At 73.7% G+C, this 14,997-nt stretch carries 12 protein-coding genes; 7 read left to right on the top strand and 5 right to left on the bottom strand.

Going from position 1 to position 14,997, the window contains the following annotated elements; all coding sequences use genetic code 11:
• Positions 1-326: 326 nt before the first annotated feature.
• The 3 genes from ACZ5GT_RS16515 to ACZ5GT_RS16505 all read left to right on the top strand — a co-directional run bounded on the left by ACZ5GT_RS16515 (position 327) and on the right by ACZ5GT_RS16505 (position 3,916).
• A complete protein-coding gene (locus ACZ5GT_RS16515) occupies positions 327-1,277 on the top strand; it encodes a protein phosphatase 2C domain-containing protein (RefSeq protein WP_469022936.1) in 951 nt (316 codons plus the stop codon).
• A gap of 63 nt (positions 1,278-1,340) precedes the next feature.
• Positions 1,341-3,083, top strand: a complete 1,743-nt coding sequence (locus ACZ5GT_RS16510) for a pyruvate dehydrogenase (protein WP_469022929.1) — start codon at positions 1,341-1,343, stop codon at positions 3,081-3,083.
• A 380-nt stretch (positions 3,084-3,463) separates the two neighbouring features.
• Positions 3,464-3,916 carry an ATP-binding protein gene (locus tag ACZ5GT_RS16505; RefSeq protein ID WP_469022922.1) on the top strand — a complete coding sequence of 151 codons (453 nt, stop codon included), beginning with the start codon at positions 3,464-3,466 and terminating at the stop codon, positions 3,914-3,916.
• 124 nt (positions 3,917-4,040) lie between these two features.
• Here the strand turns inward: ACZ5GT_RS16505 and ACZ5GT_RS16500 are convergent, their stop codons facing one another.
• Positions 4,041-5,069 (bottom strand): DUF2637 domain-containing protein, encoded by a 1,029-nt coding sequence (locus ACZ5GT_RS16500; RefSeq protein ID WP_469022919.1) that lies wholly within the window; start codon positions 5,067-5,069, stop codon positions 4,041-4,043.
• Positions 5,070-5,370: 301 nt separating this feature from the next.
• Entirely contained in the window at positions 5,371-6,216 is an 846-nt protein-coding gene (locus tag ACZ5GT_RS16495; protein WP_469022916.1) for a (2Fe-2S)-binding protein, read from the bottom strand.
• Between the two features lie 157 nt (positions 6,217-6,373).
• On the opposite strand from ACZ5GT_RS16495, the gene ACZ5GT_RS16490 reads away from it, so the two are divergent.
• Entirely contained in the window at positions 6,374-7,282 is a 909-nt protein-coding gene (locus ACZ5GT_RS16490) for a GntR family transcriptional regulator (RefSeq protein WP_469022914.1), read from the top strand.
• A gap of 143 nt (positions 7,283-7,425) precedes the next feature.
• On the opposite strand, the gene ACZ5GT_RS16485 is transcribed toward ACZ5GT_RS16490, so the two are convergent.
• From ACZ5GT_RS16485 to ACZ5GT_RS16475, 3 genes are all read right to left on the bottom strand, one after another.
• Complete coding sequence (locus ACZ5GT_RS16485) at positions 7,426-7,929, bottom strand: DUF2231 domain-containing protein (RefSeq protein WP_469022909.1); 504 nt, start codon at positions 7,927-7,929, stop codon at positions 7,426-7,428.
• A 94-nt stretch (positions 7,930-8,023) separates the two neighbouring features.
• On the bottom strand, positions 8,024-8,797 hold the full coding sequence (locus tag ACZ5GT_RS16480) for a hypothetical protein (RefSeq protein ID WP_469022904.1): 774 nt from the start codon (positions 8,795-8,797) through the stop codon (positions 8,024-8,026).
• Between the two features lie 153 nt (positions 8,798-8,950).
• Positions 8,951-10,744, bottom strand: coding sequence for a PucR family transcriptional regulator (locus tag ACZ5GT_RS16475; RefSeq protein WP_469022899.1), 1,794 nt, complete (start codon positions 10,742-10,744; stop codon positions 8,951-8,953).
• 338 nt (positions 10,745-11,082) lie between these two features.
• On the opposite strand from ACZ5GT_RS16475, the gene ACZ5GT_RS16470 reads away from it, so the two are divergent.
• The 3 genes from ACZ5GT_RS16470 to pucD all read left to right on the top strand — a co-directional run bounded on the left by ACZ5GT_RS16470 (position 11,083) and on the right by pucD (position 14,990).
• Positions 11,083-11,973 (top strand): FAD binding domain-containing protein, encoded by an 891-nt coding sequence (locus tag ACZ5GT_RS16470; protein WP_469022895.1) that lies wholly within the window; start codon positions 11,083-11,085, stop codon positions 11,971-11,973.
• On the top strand, positions 11,973-12,530 hold the full coding sequence (locus ACZ5GT_RS16465; RefSeq protein WP_469022889.1) for a (2Fe-2S)-binding protein: 558 nt from the start codon (positions 11,973-11,975) through the stop codon (positions 12,528-12,530). The genes ACZ5GT_RS16470 and ACZ5GT_RS16465 overlap by 1 nt, the downstream gene beginning before the upstream one ends.
• Before the next feature lie 132 nt (positions 12,531-12,662).
• On the top strand, positions 12,663-14,990 hold the full coding sequence (pucD, locus tag ACZ5GT_RS16460) for a xanthine dehydrogenase subunit D (RefSeq protein WP_469023211.1): 2,328 nt from the start codon (positions 12,663-12,665) through the stop codon (positions 14,988-14,990).
• Positions 14,991-14,997 lie beyond the last annotated feature (7 nt).

Below are 14,997 nucleotides of genomic sequence, written 5' to 3'. Positions count from 1 at the left end.
CGCCCGCCGCGCCGCCCGCACCGGCGGCGTTCCCGCCGCAGCGCGCCACTTCGCCCGGCGCGGGCACCTTCGGCCCCCCTGCCCCCGAGACGGACCCCCGCGCCCCGGAGACGGGACCCCGCGCTCCCGAGACCGGGCCCCCTGCCCCCAAGGGCGGTTTCTTCTCCTCCGGAGAGGCCGGCTCCCCGCGCGGCCCGCGCGGCACCCGTCCGGACACCGACCTTCCCCCGGCACCGTCCTCAGCGGCCCCGCCGGCCCCAGGCGCCCCACCCACCGCCGGGGCCGTCCCGAGCGTCGCCGCCGTCCCTCCGTACCCCGTCGACCACGTGGGTTCCGGCCCGCCCACCTACGACCCCGAGCCGACCGCCCTGCCGGCCGCCGACCCCGACGAGCTGGACGCCCAGGTCCCGGACACCGTGCTGGACGGCGCGCGGTACGGCTCCTGCACCCTGCGCGCGGTCTCGCTGCGCGGCGACTCCGCGCGCTACCGGGGCGAGCCGCGACGCGACGCCCTCCTCACCGCCCGGTTCGGCACCGGAGCCGAGGCCCTGATCCTGGTGGCGATGGCGACCGGCGCCCGCGCCACCCCGGGGGCGCACCGGGCGGCCGCCGAGGCCTGCCGCTGGATCGGCCACGCCGTCGGCCGCAGTCACGCCCGGCTCGCCGAGGACATCCTGGCCGCCCGGCGCGGTGACCTGAAGTCCGGCCTGCACCGGCTCACCGACCGCAGCCTCGGCAAGCTCCGCGCCGGCGCCGCCGAGCAGGGCATCGACCCGGACGAGTACTCGGCCGCCCTGCGTTGTCTGCTGCTGCCCGCCGACCCCGGCTGCCGTGTCCGCGTGTTCTTCGGAGTCGGCGCGGGCGGCCTGTTCCGGCTCCGGGACGGGGAGTGGCAGGACATCGAGCCGCGCGTCGCGGAGGTCAGCGGCGAACCGGTCGTCGGCTTCGGCTCGCCGCCCGCCGAGACGCCCGAGGGCGACCGGCTCACCATGGACCTCGGCATACCCACCCCGCCGAGCCCGTACGAGCCCGCCCCGCAGCCGCCCCGCGAACCCTTCCGCTTCCGCGCCTCCCTCGCCCGCCCCGGCGACACGCTGCTGATGTGCACCGACGGGCTCGCGGAGCCGCTGCGCGGCGAACCCGACCTGTGCCGCTACCTGACGGGCCGGTGGTCCGGGTCCAACCCGCCCGGTCTCGCCGCCTTCCTCGCCGACACGCAGGTCAGGGTCAAGGGCTACGCCGACGACCGTACTGCGGCCGCGGTCTGGGAGGCATGAGGGTCCCGGCTGTGAATTCATGGACGCGGGGATCCTCGGAGACCGAAGGGGCAGGAGAGCACCATGGCCAAGCAGAACGTTGCCGAACAGTTCGTCGACATCCTCGTCCGCGCGGGCGTGCAACGCCTCTACGGAGTCGTCGGAGACAGCCTCAACCCGGTCGTCGACGCGGTGCGCCGCAACGCCGCGATCGACTGGGTGCACGTCCGCCACGAGGAGACCGCCGCCTTCGCCGCCGGAGCGGAGGCCCAGATCACCGGAAAGCTGACCGCCTGCGCCGGATCCTGCGGCCCGGGGAACCTCCACCTCATCAACGGCCTCTACGACGCCCACCGCTCCATGGCCCCGGTCCTCGCCCTCGCCTCGCACATCCCCTCCAGCGAGATCGGCCTGGGCTACTTCCAGGAGACCCACCCCGAGCAGCTGTTCCGCGAGTGCAGCCACTACAGCGAGATGGTCTCCAGCCCCAAGCAGATGCCGCGCCTGCTGCAGACCGCCATCCAGAACGCGGTCGGCCGGTCCGGCGTCAGCGTCGTCACCCTGCCCGGCGACATCGCCGCGGAACCCGCCCCGGACAAGCCCGCCGAGACCGCCCTGGTCACCGCCCGGCCCTCGGTCCGCCCCGGCGACGCCGAGATCGACCGGCTCGTCGACATGATCGACCGGGCCCGCAAGGTCACCCTCTTCTGCGGCAGCGGCACGGCGGGCGCGCACGCCGAGGTCATGGAGTTCGCCGGGAAGATCAAGTCCCCGGTCGGGCACGCGCTGCGCGGCAAGGAGTGGATCCAGTACGACAACCCGTACGACGTCGGCATGAGCGGCCTGCTCGGCTACGGCGCCGCCTACGAGGCCACCCACGAGTGCGACCTGCTGATCCTGCTCGGCACGGACTTCCCGTACAACGCCTTCCTGCCCGACGACGTGCAGATCGCCCAGATCGACGTCCGGCCCGAACACCTCGGCCGGCGCTCGAAGCTGGACCTCGCGGTGTGGGGCGACGTCCGGGAGACGCTGCGCTGCCTGATCCCGCGGATCGAGGAGAAGACCGACCGCCGCTTCCTGGACCGGATGCTGAAGAAGCACGCGGACGCGCTGGAAGGGGTGGTGAAGGCCTACACCCGCAAGGTCGACCGGCACGTGCCCGTCCACCCCGAGTACGTGGCCGCCGTCCTTGACGAAGTGGCCGACCAGGACGCGGTGTTCACCGTGGACACCGGCATGTGCAACGTCTGGGCCGCACGCTACATCTCGCCCAACGGCCGCCGCCGCGTGATCGGTTCCTTCACCCACGGCTCGATGGCGAACGCGCTGCCGATGGCGATCGGGGCCCAGTTCACCGACCGCGGCCGGCAGGTGGTGTCGATGTCGGGGGACGGCGGATTCTCCATGCTGATGGGGGACTTCCTGACCCTGGTGCAGTACGACCTGCCGGTGAAGGTGGTCCTCTTCAACAACTCCTCGCTGGGCATGGTGGAGCTGGAGATGCTGGTAGCCGGGCTGCCCGCCTACGGCACCGCCGCCAAGAACCCCGACTTCGCGGCCGTCGCCCGCGCCTGCGGCGCGTACGGCGTGCGCGTGGAGAAGCCCAAGGAGCTCGCGGGTGCGCTGAAGGACGCTTTCCGGCACAAGGGACCGGCCCTGGTCGACGTCGTCACCGACCCCAACGCGCTGTCCATCCCGCCCAAGATCAGCGCCGAGATGGTGACCGGCTTCGCCCTGTCGGCGTCGAAGATGGTGCTGGACGGGGGTGTCGGCCGCATGGTCCAGATGGCCCGGTCCAACCTCCGCAACATCCCGCGTCCCTGACCCGGCCCGAGGGGCGCCGTCCTCGGCGACGGATTCCGGCCAGTTTCACCGGCCGGGGGAGGTCGCTGGCGCGGGCGCGCGGATCCGGCCGCCGGAGGTCCCGGCGTTCTCCGGCGTCCGCTCCGTCTGCGCAGTCCCCGGGGCGTCCGCCGGCCCGCGCCGGCGGCGGTCTCCCCGGCGGCCCGGAGATCGCCGCTCCCGGCGTCGTTTCCCTGTCCAAAATCCGTGCCCTCGCCCCCGGGTGTCCGGCCGTCAGGCGGCCGGCATGACTGCCAGGTGCCCGATCGGGCATGGATTCCGTGAACGTGTTCGACCAGGAGGGGACCGGAACCGGCACGCGGGCGGGGGACATGAAGAGGCAGGCGCGAGGGGGCGGTCCCATGGCGATCGGGGTTTCCTCGATCGGGACGGCTCAGGAGGCGGCCGACGGCCGCGCGGAAGAGGCGGAGCCGTCCCGGCTCCGGCGCAGACTCGGGCACGCGGACCTGAAGGCGGTCCCCGAGACCCGCAGGGCCCTGCGGGAACTGCTGCGGCAGTGGGGCAGGCCCGGGCGGTCCGACATAGCGGAACTGCTCACCAGCGAACTCGTCACCAACGCACTCGTCCACACCGACCGCGACGCGGTCGTGACGGCCACCGTCGGACCTCGCGGACTGCGGGTGGAGGTACGGGACTTCGCCGCCCGCAGGCCCCGGGTGCGGGTGCCGGGCCGCGAGGAGGGCACGAACGGCCGGGGCCTGGTCCTGGTGCAGTCCCTCGCCGACTCGTGGGGCGTACGGTCGCACGGCGTCGGCAAGTCGGTGTGGTTCGAACTGGCGGCGGAGGCGGCCTGAGCAGTCACCGGGAAGCGGACGCCGCCGGGAGCGGACGGGAACGGGAAGCGGACGGGAACGGGAAGGGGGCGTGACCCGAAGGTCACGCCCCCTTCCCATGAGGCCGTGTTCGGCCGGACCGCTCCTAGCCGAACTGCTGCTCGAGGTCCTTCAGCTTGCGCTCAAGGGAGTCGAGGCGAGGCAGAGCCATTGTGTCGTCCTCCGCGGTGAGGTCGACGGTGAGCGGTTCAGAGCCGGCCTTGCGGACGGGCTGCAGCGAGGGCCGGGCGCGTACGGGCAGGGGTTCCGGCGCCGATAGGGCAGGCTCCGTAGAGGCCGAGGCGGGCTCCAGCGCCTCGACCTGTCGTCCACCCCGGCCCACGAAGCCGCGGTGGCCCCGGCTGATGGCCTTGAGCTGTGCGCGCTCCAGACGGTCGGCCTCACGCCGCCGCAGCCGGTTCTCCTCCTTCTGCCGCTTGTCCTCGCGGACCTCCTCGACGGCCTCGTCGAGGCTGCGCACGCCCTCCAGGAGCATGAGCGACCAGGCCTTGTAGGTCTCGCGGGGGGCGCGCAGCCAGCGGACGATGCGGATCTGCGGCAGCGGACGGGGCACCAGGCCCTGCTCGCGCAGCGCCGCCCGGCGGGTCTGCTTCAGCGCGCGGTCGAAGAGGACGGCGGCCGAGAGGGACATGCCGGAGAAGAACTGCGGGGCGCCGTCGTGGCCGATGCCCCTGGGCGCGTGCACCCAGTTGAACCAGGCAGCGGCGCCGGCGAACGTCCATACGAGTATCCGGGAGCCGAGGGCCGCGTCACCGTGGCTGGCCTCACGCACCGCGAGGACGGAGCAGAACATGGCCGCACCGTCCAGGCCGAACGGCACCAGGTACTCCCAGCCTCCGGAGAGGCCGAGGTTCTGCTCGCCGAAGCCGACCAGTCCGTGGAAGGAGAGCGCGGCGGCCACCGCCGCGCAGCAGAAGAGGAGGACGTAGGAGGCGGTGCCGTAGATGGCCTCCTTGCGCCGGCGGCGCTCCTCGCTGCGCTCCCACGAGTCATCTGCTTTCGCGTGCTCCCCGGACCGCTTGCTGCGCGTGAGCACCGCCACCGCCGCCAGCATGCCCAGGAGCAGTACGGCGCCCGGAAGCAGCCAGTTCAGCGATATGTCGGTCAGTCTCATCAGGGTCCCTTGCATTGGGATAGGGCGTAACGCCCGCCATGGTGGCCCACTCCCGCCGGCCCTCATGGGGTTTCGGGGCAAGATGCCGCCAAGGAAGCGCAAGGGAGTGCCCAGGGCGGCGTTCTGCTCGAACTGCCGCTTGAGGGGCGGGAGTTGAGTTCGAATAAGACTACCCGTACGAGTGGTTCCACGGAAAGTTCCTGCGGTAAGTGAGGAAGTTGTGAATCACCTGTAACCGTGGGGCGGTCCCGTTCGCGGCTGATCTTACGGGACGGTGGGCGCGTTCGTACCCGAGGGTCCCTCAACTCGTTGCGGCGAGCAGTCTGGTGACCCGGTCGGCGTCGCAGGTGCGCGGGCAGGTGGCGCAGGTGTCCTCGGGGCGCACGGTGTAGAACATGCAGCAGCTCGCCCGGTCCCGGGTCGGCAGCGACTCGCCGTCCGGTCCGGTCAGTTCGCGGAACGCCGCCGAGCCGACGTACGGCCGGGTCGCGCCCGGCAGCAGCGCCTCCAGCTCCCGTCGTGCCCGCTCCTGCTCGCCGAACAGATGGGCGACGTACCAGAGGCCCTCCACGATCTCGTCGGTCGCGGTGCCCCACAGGGCCCGGCCGCGCCGCCGCATGCGCGGGCCGAACCCGGCGAGGACGGGCTCCAGGTGCTCGGCCACCGCGGCCCGCACCCGGTCCCGCAGCTCCTCCTCGCCGGCCACCACCCGCGCGCCGGGCAGGGCGGCCGCCGGGTCGCCCGGCAGGCAGGCGAAGCCGGCCGGGCGCACCGCCATGCGGCCCACGGAGAGGCCGGGCGCGGTGCGGTCGTACGAGACGTGCGTCACGGGGAAGCGGGGCACCCTGCGGTGCAGGAACCAGGGGACGGTGATCAGCAGGCAGGCGGGCCAGGCGTACCGGTGCAGACCGAAGCTCGCCAGGACGTCGGGGCGCGCCGGGCGGCCGTAGTCGCGCCGCACCTGGGCGTCGTCCCAGGCCAGGAACGCGTCGAGTTCGGCGCCGCCCGCCGCGAGCGCGGCGGCGGCGACCCATCCGCCGCCGCGGGGGGCCTCTTCGCCGGGGTCCAGCTCCCGGACGGCGAATCCGGGGAAGGCCTCGGTCAGACGGGTGTACGCGTCCGTGAGGGGCGACTGCTGCACGGGCATGCGGGACCACCGATCGGAAAGCGATTGAAAGGTAAGCCTTACCTTACCTGGCGTGGTCGCAATTTGAACTGACGGCCTGTGCGCCTATGGTGCTTGACGGACGAGTAACAACTCGCCGTAATGGCCCCAAGTACCGAAACGTCCGGAGGAGGACCCCGTGAGCCGAAGAGCGCAGGGCTCCGCGGAGACGGGTGTTCCGGGAATCGGTGCCGGCGGGGTCCGGGTGCCGCCGCAGCCGGCGGCCGCGGACATGGGCCGGGACCGGGGTCAGGGCGGGGGCCGGGACCAGAGCCGGGACGGTCGGTCACGGGGTGTCGAGGCCGGTGTCGGGCCCGGTGCCGGTGCGGTGGCCGCCCGGGGCGAGCACACGCACGGTGAGACGCCCCTGCCGCGCTCCCGTCCGGTCGTCCAGCGGGCCTCCGTGCGCGGGCAGATCCTCGACGCGCTGCGCACCGCGCTGGTCACGGGGGAGCTGACGCCCGGCGAGGTCTACTCGGGGCCCGCGCTCGGCGAACGGTTCGGGGTCTCCGCGACGCCCGTGCGAGAGGCGATGCAGCAGCTCGCGGCCGAGGGGGCCGTCGAGGTCGTACCCAACCGCGGGTTCCGGGTGGTCGAGCGGGGGGCCCGGGAACTGGCCGAACTGGCCGAGATACGGGCGCTGATCGAGGCGCCGGTGATGCTGCGGCTGGCGCGTACGGTGCCCGTCGAGCGGTGGGCCGAGCTGCGGCCGCTCGCCGAGGCGACCGTCCGCGCGGCGTCCTCCGGCTGCCGGGCCGCGTACGCCGAGTCCGACCGGGCGTTCCACGGGGCGGTGCTGGCCCTGTCCGGCAACGGGCAGCTCGTCCGAATGGCCGATGACCTGCACCGCCGCGTCCAGTGGCCGCTCGGCGGCACCCCGACGCCCCGCGCCCGTGCCGAACTGCTCGCGGACGCGGCGCAGCACACGGCGCTGCTCGACGCGTTGACCGCCCGCGAGCTGGACGAGGCGGCGGCCCTGGTGAGCAACCACTTCGCCGCGCCGTCCCACTTCGCCCCGCCGTCTCCCACCCCGCCCCGCCGCCCCTGAACGCGCCGTACCCGCCCACGCCGGACGGCCTGGGCGGGTACGGGACTCGAGCGGCTGGTGGGCCCGGACAGGAGGCTTGTGGGCCCGGACAGAACGACGCCGGTCCGACCGGGGGGTGCGGACCGGCGTCGGAGAGGGGGCGGTCAGTCGTCGCCGTCGCCCGAATCGGTCGCGGACTTCGAGAAGCCGCCCGTCCAGGCCGCCTTCGCGCCGGAGTCGCCGATGCGGTAGACGTCGACGACGGCGCCCGCCGCCACCACGACCGACAGCACCAGGGCCGCTATACGCACGATCGTCGCGGAGCGGGGCGCGGTCCCCTCGGCCGGCGTCCGGCGGGTCGTCCACCAGACCACCGCCGCCAGCACGAACAGGCCCACCACCCACGGCAGCAGCCCGTCGCCCAGTTCGGTGTGGCGCCGGATCAGGGCACTGGTGGTGACATGCTCCTCCAGCCACTCACCGGCCTCCGTGGCCAGCGGCACGCTGCCCAGCGTCACCAGGGCCAGCAACGGCAGCACCAGGCCCATGCGGCGAGCGGCCTGCGGCCACACGGCGCCCACCACGAGCGCCAGGGCTGTCAGCGGCACGAGCACGACGACGAGATGGACCAGGAGAACATGTGCGGGCAGGCCGTTGATGGTGCTCATCAGGCGTTCCTCCAAGGGGGGTTCGGGGCGGCGCCAGACTGGCACAGAAACCTCTCAGGTTCCTCTCAGTCCCATCTTTGCCCCGGCATGTGCGTCATGCCGTCGCCGCCGGAGGCGCCAGCTGCCGGGCCAGCCACGTCGGTACACCGCCCAGCAGCCGGTACAGCCGCCGCGCCTCCTCGCGCAGCCGCGAGGCCTCCGGTTCCACCTCCGCGTCCGCCAGCGACGCCAGCGCCGGAGCCGTCCCGACCAGGTAGCCCAGTTCCTCCCGGATGCGCAGCGACTCGGCGAAACCGTGCCGCGCCTCCGCCAGCTCCCCGTCCCGCAGCGCGAGTCCGGCGAGGTGCCGCCAGGTGAACGACAGCAGCAGCGGGTCGGCGTGCGCGGTGGCCCCCGCGTGCGCCCTCCGGTACGCCGCACGGGCGGCCTGCGGTGAGCGGGCGAGGTTCTCGGCGAGCAGTCCGCGCCGGAAGTCCAGCAGCGCCCGCCCCGCGGCCCCCGGAGCGATCAGCGCCGCCGCCCGTCCGAGCGCGGCCCGCGCCTCATCGGCCCGGTCGCGCACTCCGTGCAGCGTCGCCGCGTACGCAAGCTGCCCGCGTTCACAAGCGGCGGCGCCGCGCTCCTCGTCGTCCTGGGCCAGCGCCTCGGCCGTGCGCAGCGCGTCCTCGGCCTCCTCCCACCCCTGCTCGGTGTACAGGCATTTCTCCACCATGAGCGCCGCCCGCTGCAGCGCGGTCGCCGCGGTGTCCGGTCTCAGCAGTGCCGCCGCGTCGGCCCAGCAGGCGCGTGAGCGCAACCGCCATACCGCGGTCTGGAGGGGATCGTCACCAGCGGTCGTTCCGTTACCAGACATGGCGGTATGCGCCACATTGCCCTCCCCGAGCACGCCATCGAGCTGTTGAGTGGTGGCCGCATTCCAGCACCAATGACCATGCCGGGCCAAGGGGCTGGGTGAAGGATTTCACAAAGTCGTGCGACGCCGACGGCACTTGGTGCCATCGGGTTCCTTCCCGCGCCGGCCTCAGCTCATCCGCAGCGCCAGGAAGAAGTCGAGCTTGTCCTCCAGCCGGGACAGGTCGCGGCCCGTCAACTGCTCGATTCGCCCCACCCGGTAGCGCAGCGTGTTGACGTGCAGGTGGAGCCGGGTCGCGCAGCGCGTCCAGGAGCCGTCGCAGTCGAGGAACGCCTCCAGGGTGGGGATCAGCTCCGCGCGGTGGCGGCGGTCGTACTCGCGCAGCGGGTCCAGCAGGCGGGCGGTGAAGGCGCGGCGGACGTCGTCGGGGACGAAGGGGAGCAGCAGGACGTGGGAGGCCAGCTCCTGGTGCCCGGCCGCGCACACCCGGCCCGGCCGGGCCGCCGCCACCCGGCGGGCGTGCCGGGCCTCCTCCAGCGCGCCGCGCAGGCCCTCCGCCGAGTGCACGGCCGCGCTGACGCCGAGCGTGACCCGCCCGTCGTCGTCGAGACCGGCCGACAGCGGCTCGCGTACGGACTCCAGGAGCGCCTCGGCGAGGATCCCGACCTCGGAGCCGTCGTGCTCGGCGGAGACGGCGGGCAGCGCAACGAGGGCGACCGCCTCGTCGCCCGCGTGGGTCACGGCGATGCGGTCGGACGGCTCGACGCCCGTGGACAGCGGGTCGACGAGGATCTCCTCCAGCAGCGCCTGGGCGACCGGGCCGGTCTCGATCTCGCCGGCCGGCCGCCCGCCACCGCCACCGCCCTCGATCGAGGCTGCGGACGCGGACGCGGCACCCGAGCCCGAGCCCGGGGCCCCTTCCGAACCGGCTCCGGCTCCGGAGCCCTGTTGCTCCCGTCGCTCCCACTCCACCCGGGCCACCACGACCTGCCAGTGCGGGGCGGCCCCGAGGCCGGGCAGCAGCACCGGCGCCGCCACCCGCAGGCGGGCGGCGATCTCGGCGGGCACCGCGCCGGTCTGCACCAGCTCCAGCACCTCCTGCGCGAGCCGGCGCCGTACCGTGCGCGCCGCGTCCCGCCGGTCGCGCTCGACCGCGATCAGCTGCGTGACGCCCTGGAGCAGGTCCAGCCGCTCCGGGGGCCAGTCCGCGGCGTCCGCCTCGACGGCCAGCAGCCAGTCCGACAGCACCGTCTCCCGCACGTCGCGCGAGGCGTGCGGGGCGCGGCCGCTGCTGCGCACCGGGAACAGCGAGTACGTCGCCGGGCCGAGCGTCACCCGGTGCGGTCCGCGCCGGCCCGTGCGGGACGCGGCGAGGTGCTCGGCCGCCAGCCGGGCGCAGACGTCCGCGGGCAGCGCGGGGGCCGCCGTCTTCGGACCGGCGACGACCCGGCCGGTGGGGGACAGCACCCAGGCCCGCAGGTCCAGGTCGGAGCCGAGCAGGTCCAGCACCACATCAGGGCCGCCGCCCGCCGGTCCCGAGGTCATCATCCGGCGGTGGCGGTCGACCACGGCCGCGAGGTCCCCGGCACGCTCGCCGGACACCTGCCGCACGACGTGCTCGGTGATCGTCGCGAACGCCACCGACTCGTGCACGGCGAACAGCGGCAGCCGGTGCCGTGCGCACGCCACGACCAGGTCCTCGGGCACGTTCCCCAGTTCGGCCTCGCCGGCCGCCAGCGCCGTCACCCCGGCCTGCACCAGGATCCGCACGAACGGCTCGGAGTCGGCCGCGTCCCGGCGCCACGCCAGGCCGGTGAGCACCAGCTCCCCGCCCGAGAGGTAGCGGCTGGGGTCGCGCAGGTCGGTGGTCATCACGCCGCGCACGGTGCGGTCCAGCTCGTCCTCCCCGCCGAGCAGCCTGAGGCCCAGCGCGTCGGTGTCCAGCAGTGCGCGCAGCCGCATTCTCGTCGCCGCCGATCTTCGTCTCGAAACCCGCGAGGGTTCGTGAGGGGACAGGGAAGGCGGCGCGAGCCGGTGTGCGCGAGCCGCGTGGCCGATGGCCAGGGTTGTTTCCCGCGTTTCCGTGGGAAGACGAAGAGGTTACTGAGGGCCTCCGTTCATACGAATCTACAAGATGACCGCGCTGGCCAGCCAACTCCTTCATGTTTTCCGTGACTGACCCCGCTGGAGTACGGCGCTGTGTACTGACCACACTCCGCGTCAACAGCACATGACGAGCCCAGCCCGCCGCACCGGATCCGGCTCGATCCGTACGCCCCCGAGACGAACAAGAGGCCGTCATGGACTTCCTTCGCCCCGCCAGCTGGGAGGAGGCGCTCGCCGCGAAGGCGGAGCACCCCACCGCCGTGCCGATCGCGGGCGGCACCGACGTGATGGTCGAGATCAACTTCGACCACCGCCGGCCCGAGTACCTGCTCGATCTCAACCGCATCGGCGACCTGTACGAGTGGGAGACCGACGACGAGACGGTCCGGCTCGGCGCCTCCGTCCCCTACACGAAGATCATGGAGAACCTGCGCACCGAACTGCCGGGGCTCGCCCTCGCCGCGCACACGGTGGCCTCCCCGCAGATCCGCAACCGCGGCGGCGTCGGCGGCAACCTCGGCACCGCCTCCCCGGCCGGCGACGCCCACCCCGCCCTGCTGGCGGCCGGCGCTGAGGTCGAGGCGGAGTCGGTGCGCGGCACCCGGCTGATCCCCGTCGACGAGTTCTACACCGGCGTCAAACGCAACGCGCTCGCCCCCGACGAGCTGATCAGGAGCGTGCGCGTCAAGAAGGCCGACGGCCCGCAGCAGTACTCCAAGGTCGGCACCCGCAACGCGATGGTCATCGCCGTCTGCGCCTTCGGCCTCGCGCTGCACCCGCGCACCCGCACCGTCCGCACCGGCATCGGCTCGGCCGCCCCGACCCCCGTCCGGGCGAAGGCCGCCGAGGAGTTCCTGGCAGCCGCCCTGGAGGAGGGCGGCTGCTGGGACAACGGCCGGATCATCACCCCGTCGGTCGCCAAGGAGTTCGCCGGCCTGTGCGCCGCCGCCTGCAACCCGATCGACGACGTCCGGGGCACCGCGGACTACCGGCGCCACGCGGTCGGCGTCATGGCCCGCCGCACGCTGAGCTGGGCCTGGGAGTCGTACCGTGCCACTGCCGCCGGCACGGAGGGAGCAGCCTGATGCGCGTCACCTTCACCGTCAACGGACGCCCGCAGGAGGCCGACGACGTGTGGGAGGGCGAGTCCCTGCTGTACGTGCTGCGCGAGCGGCTCGGCCTGCCCGGCTCGAAGAACGCCTGCGAGCAGGGCGAGTGCGGCTCGTGCACGGTCCGCCTGGACGGCGTTCCGGTGTGCGCCTGCCTGGTCGCCGCCGGCCAGGCCGAGGGCCGCGAGGTCGTCACCGTGGAGGGCCTGGCCGAGTACGCCGGGCGGCGTTCCCGCGGGACGGCCGCCGACGGCACCGGCCCCGAGGAGCCAGGGGACGGCGTCCCCCGGGCGGGAGAGGGCGCCGGGCTCGCCCCCGTCCAGCAGGCGTTCCTCGACGCGGGCGCCGTCCAGTGCGGCTTCTGCACGCCCGGCCTGCTGGTCGCCGCCGACGAGATGCTGGAACGCAACCCGGACCCCACCGACGCGGACATCCGCGAGGCCCTCTCGGGCAACCTGTGCCGGTGCACCGGCTACGAGAAGATCATGGACGCGGTCCGCCTCGCGGCCGCCCGGCAGAGCGAGGGGGCCTGAACCGTGCCCACCCCCACTTCCGGCTCCGTCCGAACGGGAGACGCCCCCACCGGGGCTCTCTCCGGCACCCCCACCGGGGCTCCCAACGGCGCCCCCACCGGACTCACCCAGCAGTCCCGCGCCGCGGGCGGCATCGGGGAGTCCACGCTCCGGCCCGACGGCACCCTGAAGGTCACCGGCGAGTTCGCGTACTCGTCCGACCTGTGGCACGAGGACATGCTGTGGGGCCAGATCCTCCGCTCCACCGTCGCGCACGCCGAGATCGTCTCCATCGACACCGCCGAGGCCCTGGCGACCCCCGGCGTGCACGCCGTCATGACCTACGACGACCTGCCGGCCGAGGTGACCCACTACGGCCTGGAGGTCCGGGACACCCCCGTCCTCGCCCACGGCAAGGTGCGCCACCACGGCGAGCCCGTCGCGATCGTCGCCGCCGACCACCCGGAGACCGCCCGCCGCGCCGCCGCGAAGATCAAGGTCGAGTACCGGGAACTGCCCGTCGTCACCGACGAGGCCTCCGCGACCGCCCCCGACGCGCCCCTCGTCCACGCCGACCGCACCGATCACCACTGTGACCACGTCCCGCACCCGAACATCCTCCACCGCCAGCCCATCGTCCGCGGCGACGCGGCCGCGGCCGCGCGGAAGGCCGATGTGATCGTCACCGGCGACTACCACTTCGGGATGCAGGACCAGGCGTTCCTCGGGCCGGAGTCCGGCCTCGCCGTGCCCGAGGAGGACGGCGGCGTCCACCTCTACATCGCCACCCAGTGGCTCCACTCCGACCGGCGCCAGATCGCCCCGGTGCTCGGCCTGCCCGAGGACAAGGTGCGCATGACGCTGGCCGGCGTCGGCGGCGCCTTCGGCGGCCGTGAGGACCTGTCGATGCAGATCCACGCCTGCCTGCTGGCCCTGCGCACCGGCAGGCCCGTCAAGATCGTCTACAACCGCTTCGAGTCCTTCTTCGGCCACGTCCACCGCCACCCGGCCCGCCTGCACTACGAGCACGGCGCCACCGAGGACGGCAGGCTCACGCACGTGAAGTGCCGGATCGTCCTCGACGGCGGCGCGTACGCCTCCGCCTCCCCGGCCGTCGTCGGCAACGCCGCCTCCCTGGGCGTGGGCCCGTACCGGGTCGACGACGTCGACATCGAGGCCCTCGCCCTCTACACCAACAACCCGCCCTGCGGCGCCATGCGCGGCTTCGGCGCGGTCCAGGCGTGCTTCGCCTACGAGGCCCAGATGGACAAGCTGGCCGCGCGGCTCGGCATGGACCCGGTGGAGCTGCGCCGGCTGAACGCCATGGAGCAGGGCACCCTGATGCCGACCGGGCAACCGGTCGACTCCCCGGCCCCGGTCGCCGAACTGCTGCGCCGCGTCAAGGCGATGCCGATGCCGCCGGAACGCGCCTGGGAGTCCAGCGAGGGCGTCGACGTACGGCAACTGCCCGGCGGCCTGTCCAACACCACGCACGGCGAAGGCGTCGTCCGGGGCGTCGGCTACGCCGTCGGCATCAAGAACGTCGGCTTCTCCGAGGGCTTCGACGACTACTCCACCGCCCGCGTCCGCCTGGAGGCCGTCGCCGGCGAGCCCGTCGCCACCGTCCACACGGCCATGGCGGAGGTCGGCCAGGGCGGCGTCACCGTCCACGCGCAGATCGCCCGCACCGAGCTGGGCGTCGCCCAGGTCACCATCCGCCCGGCCGACACCGGCGTGGGCAGCGCCGGTTCCACGTCCGCGTCGCGGCAGACGTACGTCACCGGCGGCGCCGTGAAGCACGCCTGCGAGCTGGTGCGCGAGAAGGTGCTGGAGATGGGGCGCCGCAGGTTCGGCTCCCACCACCCGGCCTGGGCGACGGCCGAACTGCTGCTCGAAGGCGGCAAGGTGGTCACCGACGCCGGCGAGGTCCTCGCCGGCCTGGCGGACGTCCTCGAGGAGGAGGCCGTGGAGGTGGTGAAGGAGTGGCGGCACCGGCCGACCGAGCCCTTCGACCGGCACACCGGCCAGGGCAACGGCCACGTCCAGTACTCCTTCGCCGCGCACCGCGCCGTCGTCGAGGTCGACACCGAACTCGGGCTGGTGAAGGTGATCGAGCTGGCCTGCGCCCAGGACGTCGGCAAGGCGCTCAACCCGCTGTCCGTCGTCGGCCAGATCCAGGGCGGCACGGCCCAGGGGCTGGGCATCGCCGTCATGGAGGAGATCGTCGTCGACCCGGTGACGGCGAAGGTGCGCAACCCCTCCTTCACGGACTACCTGATCCCCACCATCCTCGACACCCCGGCCATCCCCGTCGACATGCTGGAACTCGCCGACCACCACGCCCCGTACGGGCTGCGCGGCGTCGGCGAGGCGCCCACCCTGTCGTCGACCCCGGCCGTCCTCGCGGCGATCCGCGACGCGACCGGCCTGGAACTGAACCGGACGCCGGTACGGCCCGAGCACCTCACCGGAACCGCGTGAGAGCCGA

Source organism: Streptomyces sp. NPDC031340 (assembly GCF_055569945.1).
The sequence above is the reverse complement of the archived record's forward strand: the minus strand, read 5'-3'. Positions and strand labels throughout refer to the sequence as shown.